Genomic DNA, 24,030 nt, shown 5'->3' on the forward strand with positions numbered 1-24,030 from the left:
GCAGGCGCCGGCCAGGGCGACCACGCAGTCGGCGAACTCGGGCAGGGAGATTTCCATGCCGCCGTAGCACTTGGGCTGGAAGGCGCGGTGCATGCCGATGCCCTTGAGCAGGGCGATGTTCTCGGCGGGCGCGGTGCGCGCCTGTTCGGCCTTGGCGGCGTTGGCGGCAATGGCGGGCAGGACGGATTTCAGGTCTTCGAGCAGGGGGTTTGGCTTTTTCATCTTGGCGGCCCTTGATTGTTATTGGAGGCGCGCCGCCGTCGCGAAGTGCTTGGCGACGGGCGGCAGGGCTCTCGTGGCGAGAGTGGCAGGGCCGATTATGGGAGCCGCCCGGCAACGCCTTGAATGCAACTTCCGCGGACTCGATTGCACTTTTCATGGGATTTAGCGGCCCCTGGAAGCGGCGAAATCGGCGCCGGGCCAGGCGCCGCGCGGCTTTCGTTAACATCTGAACGTTCTGACGGAATTTTTCCGTTATCATGACGCCCTTCCCTCATTCGCCCTCCGCCCGAGCGAGCCGCCGATGTCCGCTTCCCGTTCCTGGCCGAACAGTCTGCGCGCGCTGCGCCACCGCAACTTCCGCCTGTACTTCGCCGGCCATGCGGTCTCCACCCTGGGCACCTGGGTCCAGCAGGTGGCGCTGGCCTGGCTGGTCTACCGGCTGACCGGCTCGGCGGCGCTGCTGGGCATCACCAGTTGCGTGGCGCTGCTGCCGCAGCTGTTCATCGGCCCCCTGGCCGGAGCCTGGATCGACCGCCACGACAAGCGCCGCCTGCTGCTCGCCAGCCAGAGCCTGATGGCCCTGCAGGCCGCGGCCCTGGCCGGGCTGACCGCCAGCGGGCTGATCACCCCGGCGCTGATCGTCGGCATGTCGGCGCTGCTCGGCGTGCTCAGCGCCTTCGACACGCCGCTGCGGCAGTCGCTGCTCAGCCGCTTCGTCGACGACCGCGCCGACCTGCCCAACGCCCTGGCGCTGAACGCCTCGCTGTTCACCTGCTCGCGCTTCGTCGGCCCGCCGCTGGCCGGGCTGCTGCTGGGGCTGACCAGCGAAAGCCTGTGCTTTGCCCTCAACGCCCTGTCCTACCTGGCGCTGGTGGCCGGCCTGCTGCGGGTGCGCCTGGCGCCGGGGGTGCGCGCCAGCGGCAGCATGGGCAGCGTGTTCCGCGAGGGCCTGGACTACGCCCTGCGCACCCCGAGCGTGCGCCGGCTGATGCTCGGCGTGCTGCTGGTCAACCTCACCGCCTCCAGCTACGCGGCGCTGCTGCCGGTGTTCGCCCGCGACGTCTTCGCCGGCGATGCGCGCACCCTCGGCTGGCTGTGGGGCGCGGCCGGCTTCGGCTCGCTGCTGTCGAGCCTGTTCCTGGCCCAGCACCAGGACCCGGCGCGGCTGCCGCGGATCATCCTGCTCTCCGCCCTGGCCAGCGCCGGCGCGCTGCTGGCGTTCGCCCTCAGCCGCGATCTGCCGCTGTCGCTGGCGGCCATGGCGGTGCTGGGTTTCGGCGTCACGGTGAACAACGTCGGCACCAACATCGTCATCCAGAGCAGCGCGCCGGAAGCGCTGCGCGGCCGCGTGGTGTCGATCTACACCGCCACCCGCTTCGGCTTCGACGCCATCGGCGGCCTGCTCGCCGGGCTGCTGGCGGCGCGCTACGGCGGGCCCTGGGCGATGGCCGCGGCCGGCGCCCTGCTGCTGGTCTACTGCGCCTGGCAGGGCCTGCGCCGCCCGGCGCGGACGGAACAGCAGCCGGCCTAGCTCAGGCCGCTTCCGCCAGGGGTTGCGGGGCGTGCCGGCGGGCCAGGAGGAAGGCCAGCAGGCAGCCGATGCCGGTGCCGCCGACCACCAGGCACATCGGCCAGGGGCTGCCATCGGAAAGCGCGCCGACCAGCGCGCTGCACGCCGTGCCCAGGGCGAACTGCCCGGTCACCGCCAGCCCGGCGGCGGCCCCGGCCTCGCGCGGGAACAGCGCCAGCAGGCTGGCCACGCAGTTGGCGCCGAGCAGGCCGGTGACGCTGACGTAGAGCAGCACGCCCAGCACCAGCGCCGGCAACCCGCCCCAGCCGGTGAAGCCGCAGACCAATAGCAGCAGCCCCGCCAGCGCAGCCACGGCAGCGCCGCAGGCGAGCATCCGCTGCGGCCCGAGCCGCCCCACCAGGCGCGCATTGAGGCTGGTGGCCAGGATGATGCCGGCGATGTTCAGGCTGAACAGCCAGGCATAGGCCTGCGAGGACACGCCGAAATGCTCGATGTAGACGAAGGGCGAGGCGGTGATGAAGGCGAACATGCCGCCGAACGAAAGGCCCATGCACAGCATGTAGCCCAGCGCCCTGGGCTGCAGGAGGATGCGCCCGTAGGCGTGGAACACCTGCGCCACCGACTGCCCGCGCTGCGCCGCCGGCAGGCTCTCGGGAATCCGCCACAGCGCCGTGAACAGGCACAGCGCGGCAAAGGCGAAGAGCACGGCGAACACCGCGCGCCAGCCAGCGGCCTGGGCCAGCAGGCTGCCCAGCAGCGGCGCCACCAGGGTGGCGAGCATGGTCACCAGGTGCATCAGCGAAAGCACCCGCGCCGACTGCTGCAGGGGGAACAGGTCGCGCACTATGGCCCGCGCCAGCACCGAGGCCGCCGCCCCGCCGAGGGCCTGGAAGAAACGCCAGGCGATCAGCGCCGAAGCCGTGCCGGCGAACAGGCAGCCGAGGGTGGCCAGCAGATAAAGACAGATGCCGCCCAGCAGCAGGCGCCGGCGGCCGAAGCGGTCCGACAGCGGCCCGTAGAACAGCATGCCCAGGCACAAGCCGGCGAGGAACAGGCTGATGGTCAGCTGCACCTCGGCGGCGCCGGCGGCCAGGTCGGCGGCGATCAGCGGCAGGCTGGGGAGGTAGGTGTCGATGGACAGGGGCGCGAAGGCGACCAGCGCGGCCAGGGGCAGGATCAGGCGCTGGGGGTGGGCTGGGGTGGGCATGGGAGGGTCCGGGTGGGGGCGGAGCATAAAGTTAACAAGTTAACCAAAAGACCGGAAGCCACGGGTTTTCTGTCGGGGCAACGGGATGCTTTTCGTAGGAGCGAGCTTGCTCGCGAACAGCGGTGCCAGGTTCAGCAACGGAGCGGGATAGAAGTCCGTAACCCTCTCCCCAGCCCTCTCCCTGAAGGGAGAGGGGGCTTGTCCGTGCCGAGAAGATGACAGCTTCAGCTTGCAGCCACGGTGCTTGCCGGCTGACTCCAAACTACCCAAATGCACCGAACGGTCCCCTCTCCCTTCAGGGCGGGGCGCGCAGCCGAGGGTTAGGGAGAGGGCGCTCTCAAACCCAGCCCCCATAGTCACCGACGAACCCCGTTCGCGAGCAAGCTCGCTCCTACGAAAAGCAAGCAAAAGCCCCTACCGCCAGGCTTCTTCCTTGTCACCCGCCCTGCGCTGCCGGTACTCCCCCGGCGCCATCCCGGCATTGCGGGCGAAGAAGCGGCTGAAGTAGGCCGGGTCCTTGAACCCCAGCTGGTAGCAGATCTCGTTCACCGAGCTGCCGCTGAACAGCAGCAGGCGCCGCGCCTCCTGCATCAGCCGTTCGTGGACCAGGCGCTTGGACGGCAGTCCGGCGACGCGCCGGCAGATGTCGTTCAGCCGCGCCTCGGTCACGCCGATGCGTTCGGCGTAGGCCGTCAGCGGCCAGTGCTCGGGGTAGTGCTGCTCGATCAGCTGGTTGAAGCGCTGGAACAGGCGCAGGTCCTCGCGGCGCATGGGCTGCGCCTTGAGCGAACGCGCCGACAGGCGCAGCAGGCTGACGAAGATCAGCCGCACCAGGTCGGCCAGGGCCAGCTCGCGGCCGGGGCGCTCGCCACGGAATTCCTCGCGCAGCAGCTCGAACAGACCATCCACCCGTGCCACCTCGCCGGCGAAGGTCTCGTCCAGCTGGTCGAAGGCCACGCACACCGGGCCGATGTCCGGCCCGGCGGCCAGGCCCTGCTCCGGCGCCAGCAGCGGCCAGAGCAGTTGCTGGCGCACGGTCAGCACGTGGCCGTCGGCGTCGTTCTCGGTGACGAAGGCGTGGGGGATGGTCGGCGGGGTGAGGAAGAACAGCGGGCCCTGGCGGTGGTAGAGCTGCTCGTCGAGGTACACGCGCACCGAGCCGCTTTTGACGTAGTGCACCTGGAAGAAGCGGTCGTGGCGGTGCACCGGCATGTTGCGGCCGAAGAAGTCGGCCAGCTTGCCCAGCTCCTCGTAGTGCACCTCGGAATCGCTGTAGCGCAGGTCGTAGACCTGGCCGATGTCGATGTTGGGGATGGGTGCGCGGGCCATGGGGTTACCTGCCTGTGGGACTGTAGGAGCGAGCAAGAACCAGGCGTCCCCCTCGCTCCTACACGAAGAGCCTCAGGGCTTGATCTTCTTCAGCTCGTCCAGCAGCCCCAGCAGTTGCTGCAGCTTGTCCTCGCCGAACTGTTCGAGGATACGCCGGTAGTTGTTCTCCATGTCGCCGCTCATGGCCACGAAGCACTGCTGGCCCTTCTCGCTCAGGCACACCAGCACGCGGCGCTGGTCGTGCTCGGACTTCCAGCGGCGCACCAGGCCGTCGCGCTCCATGCGCGCCAGCACGCCGGTCATGCTCGGCTTGAGGATGCAGGCCTGCTGCGCCAGCTGGTAGATCTCCATCTCGCCCTGCTGGCGGAGGATGCGCACGATGCGCCATTGCTGCTCGGTCAGGTCGTGCTGGTTGAGCGAGGGGCGGAAGAAGGCCATGGCGGCCTCGCGGGCCTGCAGCAGGGTGAGGGTCAGGGACGGACGCGGCGTGGACATGTAGATGGGCTACTCGACTGAAAATAGGAAAGATTTTAACCAGCATAGCCCCTGCATAGGCAAACCCTGCGACGATCCGCGCGGCGCCCTGGCAGCGTCGGTCAAGGCCATGGCAGCGCCGGACAATCCCCACGCCGGCACGCCTGCTCCAATGCCCGTAGCGAAACCAGGCCCCGATGGACGAGGCTTGACCATAGTTAACATATTAACTATAACGCTAACATGTTAACGATACCCGGGTATCCACGGCCCGGGTGAAGCAGGAGAACGAAGCCATGCGTCGCGCTATCAGCGAAGCCGCAGCGGGCACCCTGTTCGGCGTCGCGCTGAACTACCAGGGCCTGTTGCACAGCCGGCTGGAGGAATTCCAGCAGCCGCCCTACCAGAAGCCGCCGGTCAAGCCGGTGCTGTTCATCAAGACGCCGAACACCCGCAACGGCGACGGCCAGGCGGTGGTCTTCCCCGCCGGCGTCGAGCGCCTGCAGCCGGGCCCGGCCCTGGGCGTGGTGCTCGGCCGCGACGCCAGCCGCGTCAGCGAGGACGAGGCCATGGCCTACGTGGCCGGCTACGTCATCGTCAACGAGTTCAGCCTGCCGGAAGACAGCTACTACCGCCCGGCGGTCAAGGCCAAGTGCCGCGACGGCTTCTGCCCGCTGGGCAGCGAAGTGGTCGGCCGCGACGAGATCGCCGACCCGCACGCCCTGCCGCTGCGCCTGCTGGTCAACGGCGAAGTGCGCCAGCAGAACAGCACCGCCAACCTGGTGCGCAGCATTCCCAGGCTGATCGCCGAGATCAGTGAGTTCATGACCCTGCACGCCGGCGACGTGCTCATCACCGGCACCCCCGAGGGCCGCGTCGACGTGCAGCCGGGCGACGAAGTGGTGGTGGAGATCGAAGGTCTCGGCCGCCTGGTCAATCACGTCGTGGCGGAGGAAGCCTGAGATGAAACACGCACGCATCCGCTACCAGGGCGAAATCCACGCGGTGACCGTGGAAGCCGACAACGCCGTGCGCCTGGCCGATGGCCGCCTGCTCGGCGAGCACGAGGTGCAGTGGCTGCCGCCGGCCGAAGGGAGCATGTTCGCCCTCGGCCTGAACTACGCCGACCACGCCGCCGAACTGGCCTTCAAGGCGCCCACCGAGCCGCTGGCGTTCATCAAGTCCAAAGGCACCTATACCGGCCACAACCAGGTCACCTGGCGCCCGGACGACGTCGCCTACATGCACTACGAGTGCGAGCTGGTGGCGGTGATCGGCAAGCCGGCGCGCAACGTCAGGCGCGAGGACGCCCTCGCCTACCTGGCCGGCTACACCGTCTGCAACGACTACGCCATCCGCGACTACCTGGAAAACTACTACCGCCCCAACCTGCGGGTGAAGAACCGCGACGCCACCACCCCGGTCGGCCCCTGGATAGTCGACGCCGCCGACGTGGCCGACCCGTCGAAGCTGAAGCTGCGCACCTGGGTCAACGGCGAGCTGAAGCAGGAAGGCACCACCGCCGACATGATCTTCGACATCCCCTACCTGATCGAATACTTCTCCAGCTTCATGACCCTACAGCCGGGCGACATGATCGCCACCGGCACGCCGGAAGGCCTGGCCGACGTGGTGCCGGGCGATGAAGTGGTGGTGGAAGTGGAAGGCGTCGGCCGCCTGGTCAACCGCATCGTCAGCGAGGCCGAGTTCTTCGCGAACCGCGCCCGTCCCTAATCGAGATAGAGAAACAAGCATGATCAAGCACTGGATCAACGGCCGCGAGGTCGAGAGCAAAGAAGTCTTCCAGACCATCAACCCGGCCACCACCGAAGTGATCGCCGAGGTCGCCAGCGGCGGCGCCGAGGAAATCGCCATGGCCGTGGCCGCGGCCAAGGAAGCCTTCCCGAAATGGGCCAACACCCCGGCCAAGGAACGCGCCAAGCTGATGCGCAAGCTGGGCGAGCTGATCGATGCGAACGTGCCCAACCTCGCCGAGCTGGAAACCCTCGACACCGGCCTGCCGATCCACCAGACGCGCAACGTGCTGATCCCCCGCGCCTCGCACAACTTCGAGTTCTTCGCCGAGGTCTGCACGCGCATGGACGGCCACAGCTACCCGGTGGACGACCAGATGCTCAACTACACCCTGTACCAGCCGGTGGGGGTGTGCGGCCTGGTCTCGCCGTGGAACGTGCCGTTCATGACCGCCACCTGGAAGACCGCGCCCTGCCTGGCCCTGGGCAACACCGCGGTGCTGAAGATGAGCGAGCTGTCGCCCCTGACCGCCAACGAGCTGGGCCGCCTGGCCCTGGAAGCCGGCATCCCGCCGGGCGTGCTCAACGTGGTGCAGGGCTACGGCGCCACCGCCGGCGACGCCCTGGTGCGCCACCCCGACGTGCGCGCCATCTCCTTCACCGGCGGCACCGCCACCGGCCGGAAGATCATGCAGACCGCCGGCCTGAAGAAGTACTCCATGGAGCTGGGCGGCAAGTCGCCGGTGCTGATCTTCGACGACGCCGACCTCGATCGCGCCCTGGACGCCGCGCTGTTCACCATCTTCTCGCTGAACGGCGAGCGCTGCACCGCCGGCAGCCGTATCTTCATCCAGGAGAGCGTGTACGACCGTTTCGTCGAAGAGTTCGCCGCCCGCGCCAAGCGCCTGATCGTCGGCGACCCGCAGGATGCGAAGACCCAGGTCGGCTCGATGATCACCCAGCAGCACTACGACAAGGTCACCGGCTACATCCGCATCGGCATGGAAGAAGGCGCGCGCCTGGTCGCCGGCGGCCTGGAACGCCCGGCCAACCTACCGGCGCACCTGGCCCGCGGGCAGTTCGTGCAGCCCACGGTGTTCGCCGACGTGGACAACCGCATGCGCATCGCCCAGGAGGAAATCTTCGGCCCGGTGGTCTGCCTGCTGAAGTTCAAGGACGAGGCCGAGGCCCTGCGCCTGGCCAACGACACCGAATACGGCCTGGCCTCCTACATCTGGACCCAGGACATCGGCAAGGCCCACCGCCTGGCGCGCGGCATCGAGGCCGGCATGGTATTCATCAACAGCCAGAACGTGCGCGACCTGCGCCAGCCGTTCGGCGGGGTGAAGGGCTCGGGCACCGGCCGCGAGGGCGGCGAGTACAGCTTCGAGGTGTTCGCCGAGATCAAGAACGTGTGCATTTCCATGGGCAGCCACCACATCCCCCGCTGGGGCGTATAAAAAGGCGGCCCGATGAGAGCGGCCGCCCAGGCCGCCTGCATCGCCGGCGTGCAGCCACAATCACAAGAATCCGGGCGCCCCAGCGCAGGCGCCCCGCACCAGGAGAATCACCATGGGCAAACTCGCTCTGGCTGCCAAGATCACCCACGTTCCCTCGCTGTACCTCTCCGAACTGCCCGGCCCGCGCCAGGGTTGCCGCCAGGCGGCGATCGACGGCCACAAGGAGATCGGCCGCCGCTGCCGTGAGCTGGGGGTGGACACCATCGTGGTGTTCGACACCCACTGGCTGGTCAACGCCGGCTACCACATCAACTGCGCGCCGCACTTCCAGGGGCTGTACACCAGCAACGAGCTGCCGCACTTCATCGCCAACATGGAGTACGAGTTCCCCGGCAACCCGGAGCTGGGGCGCATCCTCGCCGAGGGCTGCAACGCCATGGGCGTGGACGTGCTGGCCCACGACGCCACCACCCTCGGCCCGGAGTACGGCACCCTGGTGCCGATGCGCTACATGAACGCCGACCGGCACTTCAAGGTGGTCTCGGTCTCGGCGCTGTGCACCGTGCACTACCTCAACGACAGCGCGCGCCTGGGCTGGGCCATGCGCAAGGCAGTGGAAGAGCACTACGACGGCACCGTGGCCTTCCTCGCCAGCGGCTCGCTGACCCACCGCTTCGCCCAGAACGGCCAGGCCCCGGAATTCGCCGACAAGGTCTGGAGCCCCTTCCTGGAAACCCTCGACCACGAGGTGGTGCGGATGTGGCAGCGCGGCGACTGGCAGGCCTTCTGCGGCATGCTCCCGGAGTACGCGGCCAAGGGCCACGGCGAAGGCTTCATGCACGACACCGCCATGCTCCTCGGCGCGCTGGGCTGGTCGGACTATGACGGCAAGGCCGAGGTGGTCACGCCCTACTTCGGCTCCTCCGGCACCGGGCAGATCAACGCCCTGTTCCCGGTCACCCCGCAGGACGGTTCGGCGATCCCCGCCGCCCAGGCCTCCAACCCCGCCGGCAACCCGTCCGCCAGCCGCCTCTGAGGAGCCCGCCATGCCGCACTTCATCGCCGAGTACACGCACAACATCGAAGCCGAGGCCGACCTGCCCGGCCTGTTCGAGAAGGTCCACGCCTGCCTCGGCGCGAGCGGGGTGTTCCCGCTCGGCGGCATCCGCAGCCGCGCCGTGCGCCTGGACACCTGGCGCATGGCCGACGGCGCGCACGACTACGCCTTCGTCCACATGAGCCTGAAGGTGGGCGCCGGGCGCGACCTGGCCACCCGCAGGCAGGTCGCCGACGCGCTGTTCGAGGTGATCAAGGCGCACTTCGCCGGCCTCCAGGCGCGCCGGCTGCTGGCGTTGTCCTTCGAGATGAGCGAGCTGAACGCCGAGCTCAACTACAAGCAGAACAACGTCCACGCCTTCCTCAACGGCCAGGCGGGCTGAAGCCCGCCGCGCCCCCGGCCACTCGCAGAACAAAGACAAGACCATGAGCACCGCCACCCTGCCCTCCGCCGCACAGCCCTCCGCCGCCCTGCCCGCCGGCAGCGACGCCACCCACGCCCGCGTGGTCTGGCGCCTGATGCCGCTGCTGCTGATCTGCTACGTCTTCGCCCACCTGGACCGCATCAACATCGGCTTCGCCAAGCTGCAGATGAGCGCCGACCTGCACTTCAGCGACACCGTCTACGGCCTGGGCGCCGGGCTGTTCTTCGTCGCCTACGCGCTGTTCGGCGTGCCCAGCAACCTGATGCTGGAGCGCGTCGGCCCGCGCCGCTGGATCGCCTTCCTGATGGTCACCTGGGGCCTGCTGTCCACCGCCATGCTGCTGGTGCAGAGCGCGGCCGGTTTCTACAGCCTGCGCCTGCTGCTGGGGGTGGCCGAGGCCGGCTTCTTCCCCGGCATACTGGTGTACATCAACCGCTGGTTCCCGGCGCGCCGCCGCGCCGGCGTCACCGCGCTGTTCGCCATCGCCGTGCCCATGGCCGGGGTGATCGGCGGGCCGCTGTCCGGCGGCATCCTCGAGGGCTTCCACGACTTCCTCGGGCTGCGCGGCTGGCAGTGGATGTTCCTTATCGAGGGCCTACCGGTGGTGCTGCTCGGCCTGCTGGTCTGGCGCCGCCTGCCGGAGAGCTTCGAGCGCGTGGCCTGGCTCAGCGACGAGCAGAAGGCTGGCCTGCGCGAAGAGATGCAGGGCGAGGAACAGCGCAAGCAGATCACCTCCCTCGCCGGCATCTTCCGCGACCGCCAGGTCTGGCTGCTGGTGGCCATCTACTTCGCGGTGATGCTGGCGGTGAACACCCTGGCGTTCTGGATGCCCAGCCTGATCCACGGCGCCGGCATCGGCTCCGACGGCCGCGTCGGCCTGCTCAGCGCCCTGCCGTACCTCGCCGGCTGCGTGTTCATGATCGCCCTGGGGCGCTCCTCCGACCGCCGCCGCGAGCGCCGCTGGCACCTCGCCGTGCCGCTGCTGCTGGCCGCCGCCGGCCTGGCCCTGACGGGCCTGGCGCCAGGCAGCGCCTGGCTGGTGCTGGCCGGGCTGGTGCTCGCCGGCATGGGCGCCAGCGCCGCGCTGCCGATGTTCTGGCAACTGCCGCCGGCCTTCCTCGCCGACCGCGCCCAGGCCGCCGGCATCGCCCTGATCAGCTCCTTCGGCAGCATCGCCGCCTTCGCCGCGCCCTACTTCATCGGCTGGATGCGCGACACCACCCACAGCTCCAGCCTGGCCCTGTACCTGCTGGCCATCCTCATCGCCCTCGGCGCCGCCCTGGTCCTGCGCACCCCGGCCGCCGTGGTCAACCCCCGCTAAAGAGATATCGCCATGCTCGACTCCAGCCTCATCCAGGAAGCCGCCGCCCGCCTCGACGCCGCCGAGCGTTCGCGCCAGCAGGTGCGGCAGTTCTCCCTCGACTACCCGGACATCGCCATCGAGGACGCCTACGCCATCCAGCGCGCCTGGGTGGCTCAGAAGATAGCCAATGGCCGCGTGCTCAAGGGTCACAAGATCGGCCTGACCTCGCGGGCCATGCAGGTCTCGTCGAACATCACCGAGCCGGACTACGGCGCCCTGCTCGACGACATGTTCTTCGACGAAGGCAGCGACATCCCCTTCGAGCGCTTCATCGTGCCGCGGGTGGAAGTGGAGCTGGCGTTCATCCTCGGCAAGCCGCTGAAGGGGCCGAACGTCACCCTGTTCGACGTGCTGGAGGCCACCGAGTGGGTGATCCCGGCGCTGGAGATCATCGACGCGCGCATCCAGCAGGTGGACCCGCAGACGAAGGTCACCCGCAAGGTCTTCGACACCATCTCCGACAACGCCGCCAACGCCGGCGTGGTCATGGGCGGCCGCGCGGTGCGCCCGACCGAGATCGACCTGCGCCGCGTGCCGGCGATCCTCTACCGCAACGGCGTGATCGAGGAATCCGGCGTCTCCGCCGCGGTGCTCAACCACCCGGCCAAGGGCGTGGCCTGGCTGGCCAACAAGCTGGCCCCCTACGACGTCACCCTGGAACCCGGCCAGGTGATCCTCGGCGGCTCCTTCACCCGCCCGGTGGCGGCGGCGCCCGGCGATACCTTCCACGTCGATTACGATCAGCTCGGCAGCATCTCTTGCCGGTTTGGATGAGTTTGAGCTGGAAGCTGGAAGCCTGAAGCTGGAAGTCAGAGCGACTCCGGCTTCTAGCTTCTAGCTTCTAGCTTCTAGCTTCTAGCTTCTAGCTTCTAGCTTCCAGCTTCCAGCTTCCAGCTTCCAGCTTCAGCCTTCCACCAAGGACCTCCCATGCCCCCCCCCTTCAATACCTTCAAACAACGCCTGCAATCCGGCGAAGCCCAGATCGGCCTCTGGCTCGGCCTGGCCGATCCCTACTGCGCCGAGCTGGCGGCCAACGCCGGCTTCGACTGGCTGCTGATCGACGGCGAGCACGCGCCCAACGACCTGCGCAGCCTGCTCGGCCAGTTGCAGGCGGTGGCGCCCTACCCGGTGCAGCCGATCATCCGTCCGGTGCTCGGCGACACGGCGCTGATCAAGCAACTGCTCGACATAGGCGCGCAGACGCTGCTGGTGCCCATGGTGGATTCCGCCGAGCAGGCCCGTGAGCTGGTGCGCGCCATGCGCTACCCGCCGTTCGGCGTGCGCGGCGTGGGCAGCGCCCTGGCCCGGGCCTCGCGCTGGAACAGCATCCCCGGCTACCTCGACGAGGCCGACGCGCAGATGTGCCTGCTGGTGCAGGTGGAGAACCTCGAAGGCCTGGCCAACCTCGACGCCATCGCCGCGGTGGACGGCGTCGACGGCGTGTTCATCGGCCCAGCCGACCTCAGCGCGGCCATGGGCCAGCGCGGCAACCCCGGGCACCCGGAAGTGCAGGCCGCCATCGAGGACGCCATCGCCCGCATCCAGCGCGCCGGCAAGGCCGCCGGCATCCTCAGCGCCGACGAGAAGCTGGCCCGGCGCTACCTGGAGCTGGGCGCGAAGTTCGTCGCCGTGGGCGTGGACACCAGCCTGCTGATGCGCTCGCTGCGCGAACTGGCCGGCAAGTTCAAGGGCGGCGCCCAGCCCCAGGCCCCGTCCGCCCCCTCGGTGTACTGAAGCCCCGCCGCCCGCCAGGCCCGCGCGGGAAGGCGCGGCTGGCGGGCGGCGCTCAGGCAAAGATTTTCCTGGCCCTTGCAAAGCCCCGCCCCCTTTCGGTCATGATCCGCCCCGCCACCTTCCCACTCGGAGTCCCCTCGATGACCGCTCTCGTCCGCCAGCAGGCACACCTCACCCTGAACCTCGCCCAGCAGGCGCTGCAGGCCGCGCTCGCGCGCGCCGAGGAGCTGGGCCTGCGGCTCAGCATCGCGCTGGTCGACGCCAGCGGCCTGCCGGTGCTCACCGCGCACATGGACGGCGCCGCGCAGCCGTGCCGCGAAATCGCCCTGAAGAAAGCCGGCACTGCCGCCGCCTTCGACAAACCCACCGGCGACTGGCAGGCCTACCTGGAACAGAGCGCGCCGACCGTGCGCCAGGGCCTGCCGCTGCAGACCGGGCTGGTGCTGTTCGGCGGCGGCGAGCCGCTGCGCCTGGGCGAGGTGGTCATCGGCGCGGTCGGCGTCTCCGGCGCCTCCGAGGCGCAGGACATGCTCTGCGCCCGCGCCGCCGTCGAGCGCGTGGAGCAACTGCTGGCCGGCTGAGCCGCCGCTGTCAGTCCCGGACAAGTGACCGGGCAGCCAGGGTCAAGACAGGAATGGGCGCCGCGGCCCCTAATAGGGCCATCCGCGCGGCAGCGGCCGCGCCCTTTTCCCTCCGGTTCCAGGCTGCAGTCATGATCAACATCGAGACCCCCACCTACTACACCGCGACCAAGAAATACGACCTGTCCTTCCCCTCCCTGGAGGCGGACCTGGAGGCCGACGTCGTCGTGATCGGCGGCGGCTTCTCCGGCATCAACACCGCCCTGGAGCTGGCCGAGAAGGGCATCGCCAACATCGTCGTGCTGGAGGCGCGCTACCTCGGCTTCGGCGGCACCGGGCGCAACGGCGGGCAGATCATGGCCGGCATCGGCCACGACCTGGAGAAGATCAGGAAGGACGTCGGCGAGGACGGCCTGCGGCAGATCTTCGAGATCAGCGACCTGGGCGCCGACATCATCAAGGGCCGCATCCAGAAGTACGGCATCGACGCCGACTTCTGCCACGGCTACGGCTACATGGGCTTCAACGCCCGCCAGGCGAAGACCCTGCGGGCCTGGGAGAAGGAGTTCAAGTCGCTCAACTCCACCCACGAAATCCGCTACCTGGACGGCTCCGAAGTGCGCCAGATCATCGGCTCCGACGCCTACTCCAGCGCCCTGCTGCACATGGGTGGCGGCCACGTGCACTCGCTCAACCTGCTGCTCGGCGAGGCCAAGGCCCTGGCCAGCCACGGGGTGAAGATCTTCGAGTACAGCCCGGCGCTGGACGTGACCTACGGCGAGCGCATCACCGTGCGCACCGCCAAGGGCTCGGTGAAGGCCGGCAAGCTGCTCTGGGCCTGCGACAGCTTCCTCAACAAGCTGGAGCCGGAGCTGCACAAGAGCACCATCAACACCTACGCCTTCCAGATGATGACCGAGCCGCTGTCGGACGAACTCATCCAGCGCATCAGCCCGATCCGCGGCGCCTACAGCGATATCCGCCCGGTCATCGACTACTACCGCGTGACCCGCGAGAACCGCCTGCTGTTCGGCGCCGCCACGCCCTTCATCGAGCACATCCCGCGCGACCTCAAGGCGTGGAACCGGGCGCTGATGCTGAAGATCTTCCCCTACCTGGAAAACGTGAAGATCGACCTGGCCTGGGGCGGCCCCATGGCCTGCAGCCCCAACCTGTTCCCGCAGATCGGCGCCCTGCCCGGCCGCCCCAACGCCTTCTTCGTGCAGGGCTACTCCGGCTTCGGCGTCACCCCCAGCCACATCATCTGCAAGGTGCTGGCCGAGGGCATGAGCGAAGGCTCGGCGCGCTACGACCTGATCAGCTCGGTGCGGCGCATCCGCGTCCACGGCAAGGACCAGTTCCGCCCGCTGCTGCTCAGCGCCGGCAAGACCTGGCACCAGGTGTCCGGCTACTGGTCCGGGCGCCGCTGAACCCGCTTTCCACTCACTTGCACAGGAGCAAGCACATGGCACTCACCCCCATCAAGCAAGGCATCACCCTCGACCAACTGGACGCCTGGGGCACCGTGGCCGACCTCGGCTCGGAAATCCTCGAAGGCGAGGTCCGCGCCTTCGGCAAGATGACCGCCGGCGCCCCCACCGACCCGGTCAGCGCCGCCTACTTCGGCACCACCGGCGGCAAGTTCCGCATGACCTATCCCTTCAACGAACAGGCCACGGTGGTCAGCGGCGAGGTGCGGCTGACCGACGAAGCCACCGGGCAGAGCCAGCTGTACAAGGCCGGGGACAGCTGGTTCGTGACCAAGGGCACGCAGGTGCTTTGGGAGGTGTTGGGGGAGGGGTTCGTGAAGCATTACTACGCGGTGGTTTGAGGGCTGGTTCGGGAGCCTGAAGAGCACCCTCTCCCCAGCCCTCGGCTGCGCGCCCCGCCCTGAAGGGAGAGGGAGCTAGCCCGTGCCGAGAGGAGGCCTGGCTTCAGCCGGAAGCATTTGGCGTTGCCGGCTGACGCCAGAACATCCAACCCTGCCCAACGGTCCCCTCTCCCTCAGGGAGAGGGTTAGGGAGAGGGAAAACAAGCTACCCTCAGGCACCTCACCCCACCCCCACGCAGGACCCAGCCCATGCCCACCCCCGAACACATCGGCCAACGCTGCCTGCAAGCCTTCCAGCAACTGGTCCCCGCCACCCGCGCCGCCTTCTACCGCATCGACTCTGACCTGCAGGCCTGCGACTTCCAGCTGCTCGGCATGGGCCGGCAGATGCACGCCGACTACCTCGACCACTACCACCGCCTCGACCCGCTGCGCCCCGGCGCCTGCCTGGCCACCGGCCTGCCGGTGGTGCCGCTGGCGGTGGGCATGGCGCAGCAGCCCGGCGACCAGCGCGAGCGCTACCACGGCTTCCTGCGCCGGCACGGGGTGATCGACGTGGTGGAAGTCATCGCCGCCGACCGCGGCCGCCCCCTGGCCGGGCTTTCGCTGCTGCGGCGCGTTGGCGAAGCGCCCTTCTCCAGCGACGAACTCGACCGCCTGCGGGCCCTGCAGGGGCTGCTGGAGCTGGCCGCCCAGGCCCTGCCCCGCAGCCACGACGCCCTCGCCCAACTCACCCCGCGCGAACGCGAGATCGCCCTGCTGCTGCGCGACGGCGCCAGCAACAAGGACCTGGCGCGCCAGCTCGGCCTGGGCCTGGCCACGGTGAAGACGCACCTCGTCCACCTGTTCCGCAAGGCCGGCGTGGCTAGCCGCACCGAGCTGCTGGCGCGGCTGTTCCTGGATCAACCATCCGGTTGATGTTCCGCGCGCGCCCCGCCGCGCAGCATGGGGGCTCCACCAACACAGGAGTCCCACCCATGACCGCTTCTTCCGACTGGATCACCGTCGGCGCCCTCGCCCAGGGTTTCGCCCCCGAGGCCTTCATCCTGCCGCGCCTGGCCGACCTCGCCGGGCAGCGCCTGGAGCTGCACTTCGCCAACGGCTGGCGCATCGAGCACCGGTTCGACGCCGAGACCACCCGCTGGCGCGCCGCCGACGGCCACTCCGCGGGCGAGGCGCCCTACCGCGCCACCTCGGTGCGCCCCGGCATCGTGCTGGTCGACTTCATCAAGCGCGAGGACGGCCAGGCCTGGTCGGTCAGCCTGGTGCTGGACCGCCACAGCCAGTCCTTCACCGCCGTGCTCGGCCAGCTGCCCGGCGCCGCCGAGACCGGCGAAGGCCTCTACGCCCGCGCCCTGGCCGGCAAGGAACTGACCGGCGTGCAAGTGCAGATCCTCCACGGCAGCCTCGACCGCCCCTGGCAGGACGGCGCCTGCCCGCATGCGCCGAGCAGCGAACTGGTGGGCCTGCGCAACCGCTATCGCTACAGCCCCACCGAGGTCTACGAACACATCTACCTGAACGACGGCTTCTACACCTGGCAGTGCCTGGCCGGCGTCGAGGCCGGGCTGTGCGACACCGACCGCTGCCACTACTACAAGGTCGCCGAGCAGCTGTACCTGTTCGTCTGGCGCGAGAAGATCGTCCCCACCCTCGGCCTGGTGATGATCGACCTGCAGCAGCACCGCAGCGACGGCAAGATCTTCGGCTACGCCGGCAGCGGCTTCGACGAGCTGTCGAACTTCCCGGTCGCCTCCTACTGCGACGAACTCAACCGCACGGTGTACCCGTGAGCGGCCGCGTCGTCGTCATCACCGGCGCCGGCACCGGCATAGGCGCGGCCTGCGCGCGGCGCTTCGCCGAAGCCGGCGACAAGGTGGTGCTGATCGGCCGCCGCCGCGAGGCCCTGGAGCAGGTCGCCGCCCAGTGCCGCGGCCTGGTGCTGGCCGGCGACGCCGCCGACGGCGAAACCTGGCAGGGCTTCGTGCAGCGCATCGAGGCGGCCTTCGGCGGAATCGACGTGCTGGTCGCCTGCGCCGGCGGCCACGGCCTGGGCGCGGCCGGCGAGACCAGCGACCAGGCCTGGCGCGACGCCCTGCGCGGCAACCTCGACAGCGCCTTCGCCAGCGCCCGCGCCTGCCTGCCATCGCTGCTGGAACGGCGCGGCAACATGGTGCTGGTGGGCTCCATCGCCTCCCTGGTGGCCGGGCCCGGCGTGTGCGGCTACACCGTCGCCAAGCACGCGCTGCTCGGGCTGATGCGCTCCCTGGCGCGGGACTACGGCCCGCGCGGCGTGCGCGTCAACGCCCTGTGCCCCGGCTGGGTGCGCACGCCCATGGCCGATGCCGAGATGCAGCCGCTGATGCAGCACCATGGCGAAAGCCTGGACGCCGCCTACGCGCGGGCCACCGCCGAGGTGCCGCTGCGCCGCCCAGCCACGGCAGACGAGATCGCCGGGCTGTGCCAGTTCCTCGCCAGCGAGGCGGCGGCCATCGTCACCGGCGCCTGCCTGGTGGCCGACGGCGGCGCCAGCGTGGTGGACCTGCCCACCCTCGCCTTCGAACGCATGGAGAACCAGCCATGACGCGCTTCGACTTCAGCGGCCGGCGCGTGCTGGTCACCGGCGCGGCCCAGGGCATCGGCCGCCGCATCGCCGAGGGCTTCGCCACAGCCGGCGCCTCGCTGCTGCTGCTCGACCGCCAGGAGCAGGCCGTCGCAGCCCTGGCCAGCGAACTGCGCAGCCAGGGCCGCGAGGCCCGGGCGCTGGCGGTGGACCTAGCCGATCCCGCAGCCAACACCGCCGCCCTCGCCGGGCTCGATGGCCTGGACGTGCTGGTGCACAACGCCGCCTACTTCCCGCTGACCGACTTCGCCGCCATCACCCCGCAGCTGCTGCAGCGCACCCTGGCGGTGAACCTGGGCGCGCTGTTCTGGCTGACCCAGGCCGCCCTGCCGCTGTTCGCCGCGCGCGGCGGCGGCTGCGTGCTGGCCACCTCCTCGGTCACAGGCAACCGGGTGGCCTACCCGGGGCTGAGCCACTACGCGGCGTCCAAGGCCGGGGTCAACGGCTTCATCCGCAACGCCGCGCTGGAACTGGCGCCCCGCAACATCCGCGTCAACGGCGTGGAACCGGGGATGATCCACACCCCGGCCATGGCCAACCTGGGCGACGCAGCACTGGAAGCGCGCATCGCCGCCGGCATCCCCCTGGGCCGCCTCGGCCAGCCGGCGGACATCGCCGGCGCCATGCTCTTCCTCGCCTCCGACGCCGCCGCCTACATCACCGGCCAGACGCTGGTGGTGGACGGCGGCGCCACCCTCCCGGAAAGCAGTGCCGCGCTGGCCTGAACCACCCGCGGCAGGCCAGCGGCCTCACGACGCCAGCCAAGCGCCTGCTTGAGGCCGCCGATCCGTTTGTCCAGGCGTGGAGGAAAGCCCGGCTAACCCGTGGTCCAATCCAGGAGAAGGCCGGGCACCCGTGCCGGCCGACGAAGAACTGGAGGCCACGCCATGAGCACCCTGACCATCGAAGGTTGGTACAAGCCCGACCCCGACGCCAAGTCCATGCCCATCGAGGACATCCACTTCTACCTCAGCGGCACCGACCGCCGGCACCTGGAAGACGCCGAGGAAGAACTGCAGCGCACCCACGAGCGCGAGGCCTGGGTGGACGTCGACATGAGCACCCTGGAACTGGACCTGCCCGAGGGCTACGGCCCGCTGTCCGACTGCCGGATGCGCGTCTACCTGGACCAGGAGGAACGCGGCCACTTCCACCTGGTGGGCCACCGCGCCAGCGACGGCAGCCTGATCTACAGCAACGCCGTGCTCATCGACCAGCTGCTCTGACTCAGGCCACGCTCAGGGCGCTGGCGCGGTAGTCCTTGGGCGAGCGCTCGAAGTGCTTCTTGAAGGCGCGGCTGAAGTGCGCCGAGTCGGTGAAGCCCCATTTGTAGGCGATGGTGGTGATCGACTCGCCGCGCAGGATGGGGTTGGCCAGGTCGTCGGCGCTGCGCTGCAGGCGCGCGCGCTGGATGTAGCGGCAGACGCTGTCGCCCTGCTCCTCGAACAGCCGGTACAGATGGCGCACCGAGATGTTCAGGCGCTGCGCCAGGCCCTGGGGGTTCAGGCCCGGCTGGGTGAGGGATTCGTCGATGACCTTCTGCACGTAGCTGCGCAGGTTGCCGCCCTGCAGCGCCTCGCTGCCGGGCGTCTCACCGTGGGCGCCGAGGGCCGTGGGCAGGAGCGCGATGAAGGCGTTCTCCAGGGCCTCGCTTTCGGCGCCGGCGGGGTTCGAGCCGGACTCGCGGCACAGCTGGTCCACCAGCAGGTGCAACATGCGCCCGCTGGCGCAGGCGGCGGAGACCTTGCCGAACTTGCTGCGCCCGGGCAGCACCTTGTCCAGCGCCGCGCGCGGCAGGTGCAGGGAGGCGTGCTCGATGAGGCCGAAGGGGGTGATCTCGCAGCTGCCCACCGAATCCATCAGCAGCAGCTCGCCGGGGGCCAGCTGGATGTCCACGCCGTTCTGGCTGACCTGGGAGAAGCCGCTGCGCTGGCTGATCAGGAAGCAGTGGCGGTCGTCGTCCTGGTCCGCATTGAGGCGCTTGCGGGCGATCAGCCCGGCATTGGTGCGCAGGTGCGCCATGGTCAGGCCGGAGTGCGATTGCGCGTGGATCTCGCCGATGAACAGCGAACGGCTGAAGGCCAGCTGCGTCTCGAACTGACCGCAGATGGAGCGCAGCGCCGCACTCCAGCCTTCCAGCCCGGCCTGGGCGGCATGATGGGCTTGCATACGCACCTCCGTGGGGTGGCGTTGTTGTTGTCGCGAAACAGTTAACATGTTATCGAAATGCCCGCAACGGATTTCTGACAGCCGTTTCCTATGCAGCTGGCATGCCAGTGGGCGTGGATAACCTGTAAATGAAAGCAGCGCGGCAAGCCGCGCTCAGAGCTCGCCTGCGAGGCGCCCCAGGTGGAACAGCGCGCGCAGCAGGTGGTCGCGCTGTTCGCGCTCCAGGCGCAGGTAGCGGCGGAAACTGGGCAGGCGATTGACCACCTCGCTGGCGGCCATGTGCTCCAGGCGGATGCGCCAGCGCCCGGCGCCGAACTCCAGTTCCAGGCGCTTGAAGTCCAGCGGCGGCAGCGCCCGTTGCAGGTGCTCGTCGGCCGCCAGGCGCTCGGCCAGGCGCGCGCCCAGGGCCGGGTCGCCGGCACGCTGGCGGCATTCCACGCCCTGGCGCCGCAGCACACCCTGGTGGCGCAGCTCGAAGCGCGCCTCGCCGGCGTGCGCCGCCGGCCCCTCGACGACGAACTCGGTGAGCACCAGGTGCATGAGGAACTGAGCCTGGGGCCGCTCGCGCAGCTCGAAGACCAACCCGCCGTCCACCGTGCTGAAGCGCCCGGCGCCGGGCTCCAGCGCTTCGAAGACCAGGCCGCCGAGGTTGCGCCGGGCCTGCTCCAGGGTCACCCCCGGGCGGTAGCCCGAGGGCGGCCGGCGCAGCCAGTCAGACAGCCTTGGAAGCATGGCCGTAGAACTCGCTGGAATGGATGCCGGGCTCGGCGCGGAACTCCTTCTCCAGCACCTCTTCCACCGGCACCGGGCGGAACGGGTTGACCTTCTGCACCAGCAGGGTCCAGAACAGCGCGTAGGCGGCGGTGAGGCCGAGCATCACGGCGAAGGGCACGTAGATGTCGGCGGGGTTCATGCCCGGCGGGGTGATGTACCACATGCCGATGAGGATGCCGACGCTGGAGACGATCTGCGGCAGCGGGAACAGCGGCGAGCGGTAGGCCCGCGGCAGGTCCGGGCGGCGGATGCGCAGCAGCACCACGGAGAGGGTCACCAGCAGGTAGGCGGTGCTCCAGGCGCAGACCGCGGCCAGCACCAGGTTCATGATGTGGTCGGTGTTGCCGCGCAGCCACAGGGCGTGCAGGCAGGGGATCAGCACCGCCACCAGGATGCACAGCACCGGCGTCTTGAAGCGCGGCTGCAGGTAGGCGAAGCACTTGGGCAGCGCGCCATCCACGGCCATGCCGTACATGATGCGCGGCACCCCGGCCATCAGGGTGTTGATGGTGGCGGCGCCGGCGAACAGGAAACCCACGCCCAGCCACAGCGGGCCGACCTGGCCCATCACCTGCTCGGCGAAGCGCGGGATGGCCATGGGCGTGTCCAGCAGGTGCACGCCGGCGGCCGGGTCGAGCAGCACGTTCTCCACCTGGCGCTTCATCGCCGCGCCGTAGATGAACATGCACGAGGCCACGCCGAACAGGCCCAGGGCCATGGCCCGCGGCATCACCTTGGCCGAGTTGCGCAGGTCCGGCGCCAGCGGGGTGACGAACTCGCAGCCGACGAACATGAACATGGCCATGCCCACCAGCGAGAGGATGGTCTGCAGGTCGGTGCCCACCAGCGAGGCGCCGAACCAGCCGTCCAGCTGCACCGCCGGGGCGGCCAGCAGGCCGAGCACGCCGAACACCATCAGGGTGCTCCACATGCCGAAGGTCAGCACCACCTCGGCGCGGCCGAAGGCGTTGACGCCGAACACGTTGAGGATGCCGAACACCACCACGAAGCCCACGCCCAGCAGCCAGGAGCCGCCGGCGGACTCGGCCAGGGTGTTGAGGTGCTCGAAGTTCACCAGCGCCATCACCCCGGAAAGGATGGTCTCGGCGGTGCCGGCGAAGACGTGGACGATCAGGTAGGCGGCGATGGTCCCGGTGATGGCGAAGAAGCGTCCCATGCCGCAGGAGATGTAGTCGTACACCGAGCCGCTGGTGGGCAGGATCGAGGCCGCCTCGGCGAAGGTGGTGGACTGCGCCAGCATCATCAGCACGGCGATCACCATGGCCGCGGCGAAGGCGCTGCCGCCGATGCCGAAGCCCATGGTGGCGGTGAGGATGACCGGGCTGGCCATGATCAGGCCGATGGTGCTGGCCAGGGCGGTGGGAAAACCGACAGTGCCGCGCTTGAGGTGCGCGTCGAGCTGCTGCTGGATGGACATGGTGGTGGGCCTCTAAGCAGATGTTCTGGTTTGTTGTGGCTTAGGCATGAAGGGGCGGCGCCCCGTGGTCCGTCGCGGCCGCTCATCGTTGGACTGGCCGCGCCCCACCCTCCCCTCCGCTGGGGCGCCGCAAGGCTCGCGGCGTGGTGGAACATGGCCATCATGCTGCGCCCGCCGCCGGCCGGCGTCTTGCCCAGGGTTGCCGGCGGACTTGTCCAGGGCTGCCAGGGCGGCAGTGAGGGTCATGCCCGCCTGGCAGGCTCGGACAAGCCGCCGGCGCGCGCCGCGGCTAGCCTGGGCCATCGACCATCGCAGCCCAGGAGTTGCCCATGTCCAGCCCGCTGATCCCGATCCTCCCGGAGGTGCAGGCCTACCTCGCCCGCGCCCACGCCTCCTTCATCGACGGCGAACAATGCGCGCCGCGCGGCGACGCCCGCCGCACCCTGCGCAACCCTGCCGACGACAGCCCCCTGGCCGAGGTGCGCCTGGCCGACCTGGAGCAGGTCGACGCCTGCGTGCAGTCGGCCCACCGCGCCTTCCGTTCCGGCATCTGGAGCGGCCTGGCGCCGAGCGAGCGGGAGCGCCTGCTGCTGCGCTTCGCCGAACTGGTGGAGCGCCACACCGAGGAACTGGCGCAGCTGGAAAGCCTGGAACAGGGCAAGTCGATCCACATCGCCCGGGCCATCGAGGTCGGCGCCTCCCTCGGCTACATGCGCTACATGGCCGGCTGGGCCACCAAGATCGAGGGGCAGACGCTGGACGTGTCCATCCCGATGCCGGCCGGCGCGCGCTTTTCCGCCTACACCCGGCGCGAACCGGTGGGCGTGGTGGCCGGCATAGTGCCGTGGAACTTCCCGCTGATGATCGCCCTGTGGAAGGTCATGCCGGCCCTGGCCTGCGGCTGCGCCATCGTCATCAAGCCGGCCGACGAGACGCCGCTGACCGCCCTGCGGGTGGCCGAACTGGCCATCGAGGCGGGCATCCCCGCCGGCGTCTTCAACGTCCTGCTCGGCGGCGCCGAAGCCGGCGCGGCGCTGGTGGCGCACCCGCTGCTGAACAAGGTGTCCTTCACCGGCTCCACCGCGGTGGGCAAGCTGGTGGGCGGCGCGGCCCTGCAGAACATGACGCGCTTCACCCTCGAACTGGGCGGCAAGAACCCCATGCTGGTGCTGCCCGACGCCGACCTGGACAAGGCCATCGCCGGCGCCATCGGCGGCGGCCTGCTGAACCAGGGCCAGGTCTGCGCGGCGGCCTCGCGGCTGTTCGTCCACGCCAGCCGCCACGCCGAGTTCGTCGAGCGCCTGGGCGAACAGGTGGGCAAGCTGAGCATCGGCCCGGGCCTGGACCCGCAGGCCCAGGTCAACCCGCTGGTCTCGCGCCGCCAGCAGGACAGCGTGCTGCGCCACCTGGCCCTGGCCCGGGAACAGGGCGCGCGCTTCATCTGCGGTGGAGGCCGCCCGGACCTGCCCGGCTACTACGTCGAACCGACGGTGCTGGCCGGGGTGAACGCCGGCATGGCCTGCGCCCGCGAGGAAATCTTCGGCCCGGTGCTCTCGGTGCTGAGCTACGACGACCTCGACGCCGCCGTGGCGCAGATCAACGACAACCCCTACGGCCTGGCGGCGAGCATCTGGAGCAACGACCTGGGCCGGGTGATGGACCTGATCCCGCGGATCGAGGCGGGCACGGTGTGGGTCAACAACCACGTGCCGGTGGACCCCAACCTGCCGTTCGGCGGCTACAAGCAGTCGGGGCTGGGACGGGAGTTCGGACGGGCGGCGATCGAGGGGTTCACGGAGGGGAAGTCGGTTTGTATTGCGTATTGAGGTGAGGGGGAGTTTGCCGGGGATATTAGTGTCTTGGGTTGACTCCGCTCCCTCTCCCTAACCCTCTCCCTGAAGGGAGAGGGGACCGTTCGGTGAATGTGGATATTTCGGCGTCAGCCGGAAATGAAGGTTCAGGTTGAAACCATTCCTATCCGCCGGCACGGACAAGCCCCCTCTCCCTTCAGGGAGAGGGCTGGGGAGAGGGCGCTCTTGAACCCAACACCGATACCCCC

Annotated in this window: 24 protein-coding genes and 1 pseudogene; 18 read left to right on the forward strand and 7 right to left on the reverse strand. The window is 69.5% G+C overall.

Annotated features, from left to right (window positions below; all coding sequences use genetic code 11):
- A pseudogene (locus QSJ95_RS29805) lies at nucleotides 1-222 on the reverse strand (p-hydroxyphenylacetate 3-hydroxylase oxygenase component); the annotation flags it as partial.
- Between the two features lie 301 nt (nucleotides 223-523).
- Between QSJ95_RS29805 and QSJ95_RS29810 the strand changes: the two are divergent.
- Nucleotides 524-1,753 (forward strand): MFS transporter, encoded by a 1,230-nt coding sequence (locus QSJ95_RS29810; RefSeq protein WP_064583819.1) that lies wholly within the window; start codon nucleotides 524-526, stop codon nucleotides 1,751-1,753.
- A gap of 1 nt (nucleotide 1,754) precedes the next feature.
- Here the strand turns inward: QSJ95_RS29810 and QSJ95_RS29815 are convergent, their stop codons facing one another.
- The 3 genes from QSJ95_RS29815 to hpaR all read right to left on the reverse strand — a co-directional run bounded on the left by QSJ95_RS29815 (nucleotide 1,755) and on the right by hpaR (nucleotide 4,784).
- Nucleotides 1,755-2,960: a Bcr/CflA family multidrug efflux MFS transporter gene (locus tag QSJ95_RS29815; protein ID WP_285647267.1), complete on the reverse strand. Its 1,206-nt coding sequence runs from the start codon at nucleotides 2,958-2,960 to the stop codon at nucleotides 1,755-1,757.
- Between the two features lie 414 nt (nucleotides 2,961-3,374).
- Nucleotides 3,375-4,289: a 4-hydroxyphenylacetate catabolism regulatory protein HpaA gene (hpaA, locus tag QSJ95_RS29820; RefSeq protein WP_009621686.1), complete on the reverse strand. Its 915-nt coding sequence runs from the start codon at nucleotides 4,287-4,289 to the stop codon at nucleotides 3,375-3,377.
- Nucleotides 4,290-4,361: 72 nt separating this feature from the next.
- A complete protein-coding gene (hpaR, locus tag QSJ95_RS29825) occupies nucleotides 4,362-4,784 on the reverse strand; it encodes a homoprotocatechuate degradation operon regulator HpaR (RefSeq protein ID WP_043270783.1) in 423 nt (140 codons plus the stop codon).
- A 275-nt stretch (nucleotides 4,785-5,059) separates the two neighbouring features.
- Here hpaR and QSJ95_RS29830 point away from each other — a divergent pair, with 275 nt between their 5' ends.
- The 16 genes from QSJ95_RS29830 (at nucleotide 5,060) to QSJ95_RS29905 (ending at nucleotide 18,816) form a co-directional block, all read left to right on the forward strand.
- On the forward strand, nucleotides 5,060-5,725 hold the full coding sequence (locus tag QSJ95_RS29830; RefSeq protein WP_285647273.1) for a fumarylacetoacetate hydrolase family protein: 666 nt from the start codon (nucleotides 5,060-5,062) through the stop codon (nucleotides 5,723-5,725).
- A gap of 1 nt (nucleotide 5,726) precedes the next feature.
- Entirely contained in the window at nucleotides 5,727-6,497 is a 771-nt protein-coding gene (locus tag QSJ95_RS29835; protein WP_285647275.1) for a fumarylacetoacetate hydrolase family protein, read from the forward strand.
- A gap of 19 nt (nucleotides 6,498-6,516) precedes the next feature.
- Nucleotides 6,517-7,977: a 5-carboxymethyl-2-hydroxymuconate semialdehyde dehydrogenase gene (hpaE, locus tag QSJ95_RS29840; RefSeq protein ID WP_285647276.1), complete on the forward strand. Its 1,461-nt coding sequence runs from the start codon at nucleotides 6,517-6,519 to the stop codon at nucleotides 7,975-7,977.
- A 112-nt stretch (nucleotides 7,978-8,089) separates the two neighbouring features.
- Entirely contained in the window at nucleotides 8,090-9,013 is a 924-nt protein-coding gene (gene hpaD / locus QSJ95_RS29845) for a 3,4-dihydroxyphenylacetate 2,3-dioxygenase (RefSeq protein ID WP_285647278.1), read from the forward strand.
- A gap of 10 nt (nucleotides 9,014-9,023) precedes the next feature.
- A complete protein-coding gene (locus QSJ95_RS29850; protein WP_285647280.1) occupies nucleotides 9,024-9,416 on the forward strand; it encodes a 5-carboxymethyl-2-hydroxymuconate Delta-isomerase in 393 nt (130 codons plus the stop codon).
- 43 nt (nucleotides 9,417-9,459) lie between these two features.
- Nucleotides 9,460-10,779 carry an MFS transporter gene (locus tag QSJ95_RS29855; RefSeq protein WP_285647282.1) on the forward strand — a complete coding sequence of 440 codons (1,320 nt, stop codon included), beginning with the start codon at nucleotides 9,460-9,462 and terminating at the stop codon, nucleotides 10,777-10,779.
- A gap of 12 nt (nucleotides 10,780-10,791) precedes the next feature.
- On the forward strand, nucleotides 10,792-11,595 hold the full coding sequence (hpaH, locus tag QSJ95_RS29860; RefSeq protein WP_009621671.1) for a 2-oxo-hept-4-ene-1,7-dioate hydratase: 804 nt from the start codon (nucleotides 10,792-10,794) through the stop codon (nucleotides 11,593-11,595).
- Nucleotides 11,596-11,748: 153 nt separating this feature from the next.
- Entirely contained in the window at nucleotides 11,749-12,555 is an 807-nt protein-coding gene (gene hpaI / locus QSJ95_RS29865; protein ID WP_043270793.1) for a 4-hydroxy-2-oxoheptanedioate aldolase, read from the forward strand.
- A gap of 140 nt (nucleotides 12,556-12,695) precedes the next feature.
- The gene (locus QSJ95_RS29870) at nucleotides 12,696-13,136 is read left to right on the forward strand and encodes a GlcG/HbpS family heme-binding protein (protein ID WP_043314767.1); all 441 of its coding nucleotides are present in this window, start codon (nucleotides 12,696-12,698) and stop codon (nucleotides 13,134-13,136) included.
- A 131-nt stretch (nucleotides 13,137-13,267) separates the two neighbouring features.
- Nucleotides 13,268-14,566, forward strand: coding sequence for an NAD(P)/FAD-dependent oxidoreductase (locus QSJ95_RS29875; RefSeq protein WP_009621664.1), 1,299 nt, complete (start codon nucleotides 13,268-13,270; stop codon nucleotides 14,564-14,566).
- A 35-nt stretch (nucleotides 14,567-14,601) separates the two neighbouring features.
- Nucleotides 14,602-14,967, forward strand: coding sequence for a cupin domain-containing protein (locus QSJ95_RS29880; protein WP_253390894.1), 366 nt, complete (start codon nucleotides 14,602-14,604; stop codon nucleotides 14,965-14,967).
- A gap of 249 nt (nucleotides 14,968-15,216) precedes the next feature.
- Nucleotides 15,217-15,885 (forward strand): response regulator transcription factor, encoded by a 669-nt coding sequence (locus QSJ95_RS29885; RefSeq protein ID WP_285647289.1) that lies wholly within the window; start codon nucleotides 15,217-15,219, stop codon nucleotides 15,883-15,885.
- A 59-nt stretch (nucleotides 15,886-15,944) separates the two neighbouring features.
- Nucleotides 15,945-16,760: a molybdenum cofactor biosynthesis F family protein gene (locus QSJ95_RS29890; protein WP_285647290.1), complete on the forward strand. Its 816-nt coding sequence runs from the start codon at nucleotides 15,945-15,947 to the stop codon at nucleotides 16,758-16,760.
- The gene (locus tag QSJ95_RS29895) at nucleotides 16,757-17,551 is read left to right on the forward strand and encodes an SDR family NAD(P)-dependent oxidoreductase (RefSeq protein WP_285647291.1); all 795 of its coding nucleotides are present in this window, start codon (nucleotides 16,757-16,759) and stop codon (nucleotides 17,549-17,551) included. Before QSJ95_RS29890 ends, QSJ95_RS29895 begins: the two co-directional genes overlap by 4 nt.
- Nucleotides 17,548-18,315 (forward strand): SDR family oxidoreductase, encoded by a 768-nt coding sequence (locus QSJ95_RS29900; protein WP_285647293.1) that lies wholly within the window; start codon nucleotides 17,548-17,550, stop codon nucleotides 18,313-18,315. The genes QSJ95_RS29895 and QSJ95_RS29900 overlap by 4 nt, the downstream gene beginning before the upstream one ends.
- A gap of 162 nt (nucleotides 18,316-18,477) precedes the next feature.
- Nucleotides 18,478-18,816 carry a hypothetical protein gene (locus QSJ95_RS29905; protein WP_009621654.1) on the forward strand — a complete coding sequence of 113 codons (339 nt, stop codon included), beginning with the start codon at nucleotides 18,478-18,480 and terminating at the stop codon, nucleotides 18,814-18,816.
- Between the two features lies 1 nt (nucleotide 18,817).
- Here the strand turns inward: QSJ95_RS29905 and feaR are convergent, their stop codons facing one another.
- The 3 genes from feaR to QSJ95_RS29920 all read right to left on the reverse strand — a co-directional run bounded on the left by feaR (nucleotide 18,818) and on the right by QSJ95_RS29920 (nucleotide 21,971).
- A complete protein-coding gene (gene feaR, locus QSJ95_RS29910; RefSeq protein ID WP_285647295.1) occupies nucleotides 18,818-19,759 on the reverse strand; it encodes a transcriptional regulator FeaR in 942 nt (313 codons plus the stop codon).
- A 153-nt stretch (nucleotides 19,760-19,912) separates the two neighbouring features.
- The gene (locus QSJ95_RS29915) at nucleotides 19,913-20,491 is read right to left on the reverse strand and encodes a DUF3156 family protein (RefSeq protein ID WP_285647297.1); all 579 of its coding nucleotides are present in this window, start codon (nucleotides 20,489-20,491) and stop codon (nucleotides 19,913-19,915) included.
- On the reverse strand, nucleotides 20,472-21,971 hold the full coding sequence (locus QSJ95_RS29920; RefSeq protein ID WP_261748075.1) for an APC family permease: 1,500 nt from the start codon (nucleotides 21,969-21,971) through the stop codon (nucleotides 20,472-20,474). The genes QSJ95_RS29915 and QSJ95_RS29920 overlap by 20 nt, the downstream gene beginning before the upstream one ends.
- A gap of 329 nt (nucleotides 21,972-22,300) precedes the next feature.
- Between QSJ95_RS29920 and QSJ95_RS29925 the strand changes: the two genes are divergently transcribed.
- Nucleotides 22,301-23,797, forward strand: coding sequence for an aldehyde dehydrogenase family protein (locus tag QSJ95_RS29925; RefSeq protein ID WP_285647300.1), 1,497 nt, complete (start codon nucleotides 22,301-22,303; stop codon nucleotides 23,795-23,797).
- Nucleotides 23,798-24,030: the final 233 nt, after the last annotated feature.

The sequence above is a fragment of the Pseudomonas sp. NBRC 100443 genome, assembly GCF_030268185.1.
GTDB classification, from domain to species: Bacteria; Pseudomonadota; Gammaproteobacteria; order Pseudomonadales; family Pseudomonadaceae; genus Pseudomonas; species Pseudomonas citronellolis.

Bases quoted from the DNA above. Each gene is read 5' to 3' on its own strand.
- QSJ95_RS29900 (WP_285647293.1), top strand. From the start codon at position 17,548: ATGACGCGCTTCGACTTCAGCGGCCGGCGCGTGCTGGTCACCGGCGCG.
- QSJ95_RS29870 (WP_043314767.1), top strand. From the start codon at position 12,696: ATGACCGCTCTCGTCCGCCAGCAGGCACACCTCACCCTGAACCTCGCC.
- hpaI (WP_043270793.1), top strand. From the start codon at position 11,749: ATGCCCCCCCCCTTCAATACCTTCAAACAACGCCTGCAATCCGGCGAA.
- QSJ95_RS29925 (WP_285647300.1), top strand. From the start codon at position 22,301: ATGTCCAGCCCGCTGATCCCGATCCTCCCGGAGGTGCAGGCCTACCTC.
- QSJ95_RS29920 (WP_261748075.1), bottom strand. From the start codon at position 21,971: ATGTCCATCCAGCAGCAGCTCGACGCGCACCTCAAGCGCGGCACTGTC.
- feaR (WP_285647295.1), bottom strand. From the start codon at position 19,759: ATGCAAGCCCATCATGCCGCCCAGGCCGGGCTGGAAGGCTGGAGTGCG.
- QSJ95_RS29890 (WP_285647290.1), top strand. From the start codon at position 15,945: ATGACCGCTTCTTCCGACTGGATCACCGTCGGCGCCCTCGCCCAGGGT.
- QSJ95_RS29880 (WP_253390894.1), top strand. From the start codon at position 14,602: ATGGCACTCACCCCCATCAAGCAAGGCATCACCCTCGACCAACTGGAC.
- QSJ95_RS29885 (WP_285647289.1), top strand. From the start codon at position 15,217: ATGCCCACCCCCGAACACATCGGCCAACGCTGCCTGCAAGCCTTCCAG.
- QSJ95_RS29915 (WP_285647297.1), bottom strand. From the start codon at position 20,491: ATGCTTCCAAGGCTGTCTGACTGGCTGCGCCGGCCGCCCTCGGGCTAC.
- QSJ95_RS29905 (WP_009621654.1), top strand. From the start codon at position 18,478: ATGAGCACCCTGACCATCGAAGGTTGGTACAAGCCCGACCCCGACGCC.
- QSJ95_RS29815 (WP_285647267.1), bottom strand. From the start codon at position 2,960: ATGCCCACCCCAGCCCACCCCCAGCGCCTGATCCTGCCCCTGGCCGCG.
- QSJ95_RS29850 (WP_285647280.1), top strand. From the start codon at position 9,024: ATGCCGCACTTCATCGCCGAGTACACGCACAACATCGAAGCCGAGGCC.
- hpaR (WP_043270783.1), bottom strand. From the start codon at position 4,784: ATGTCCACGCCGCGTCCGTCCCTGACCCTCACCCTGCTGCAGGCCCGC.
- hpaA (WP_009621686.1), bottom strand. From the start codon at position 4,289: ATGGCCCGCGCACCCATCCCCAACATCGACATCGGCCAGGTCTACGAC.
- hpaE (WP_285647276.1), top strand. From the start codon at position 6,517: ATGATCAAGCACTGGATCAACGGCCGCGAGGTCGAGAGCAAAGAAGTC.
- QSJ95_RS29875 (WP_009621664.1), top strand. From the start codon at position 13,268: ATGATCAACATCGAGACCCCCACCTACTACACCGCGACCAAGAAATAC.
- QSJ95_RS29835 (WP_285647275.1), top strand. From the start codon at position 5,727: ATGAAACACGCACGCATCCGCTACCAGGGCGAAATCCACGCGGTGACC.
- QSJ95_RS29810 (WP_064583819.1), top strand. From the start codon at position 524: ATGTCCGCTTCCCGTTCCTGGCCGAACAGTCTGCGCGCGCTGCGCCAC.
- hpaH (WP_009621671.1), top strand. From the start codon at position 10,792: ATGCTCGACTCCAGCCTCATCCAGGAAGCCGCCGCCCGCCTCGACGCC.
- QSJ95_RS29830 (WP_285647273.1), top strand. From the start codon at position 5,060: ATGCGTCGCGCTATCAGCGAAGCCGCAGCGGGCACCCTGTTCGGCGTC.
- hpaD (WP_285647278.1), top strand. From the start codon at position 8,090: ATGGGCAAACTCGCTCTGGCTGCCAAGATCACCCACGTTCCCTCGCTG.
- QSJ95_RS29855 (WP_285647282.1), top strand. From the start codon at position 9,460: ATGAGCACCGCCACCCTGCCCTCCGCCGCACAGCCCTCCGCCGCCCTG.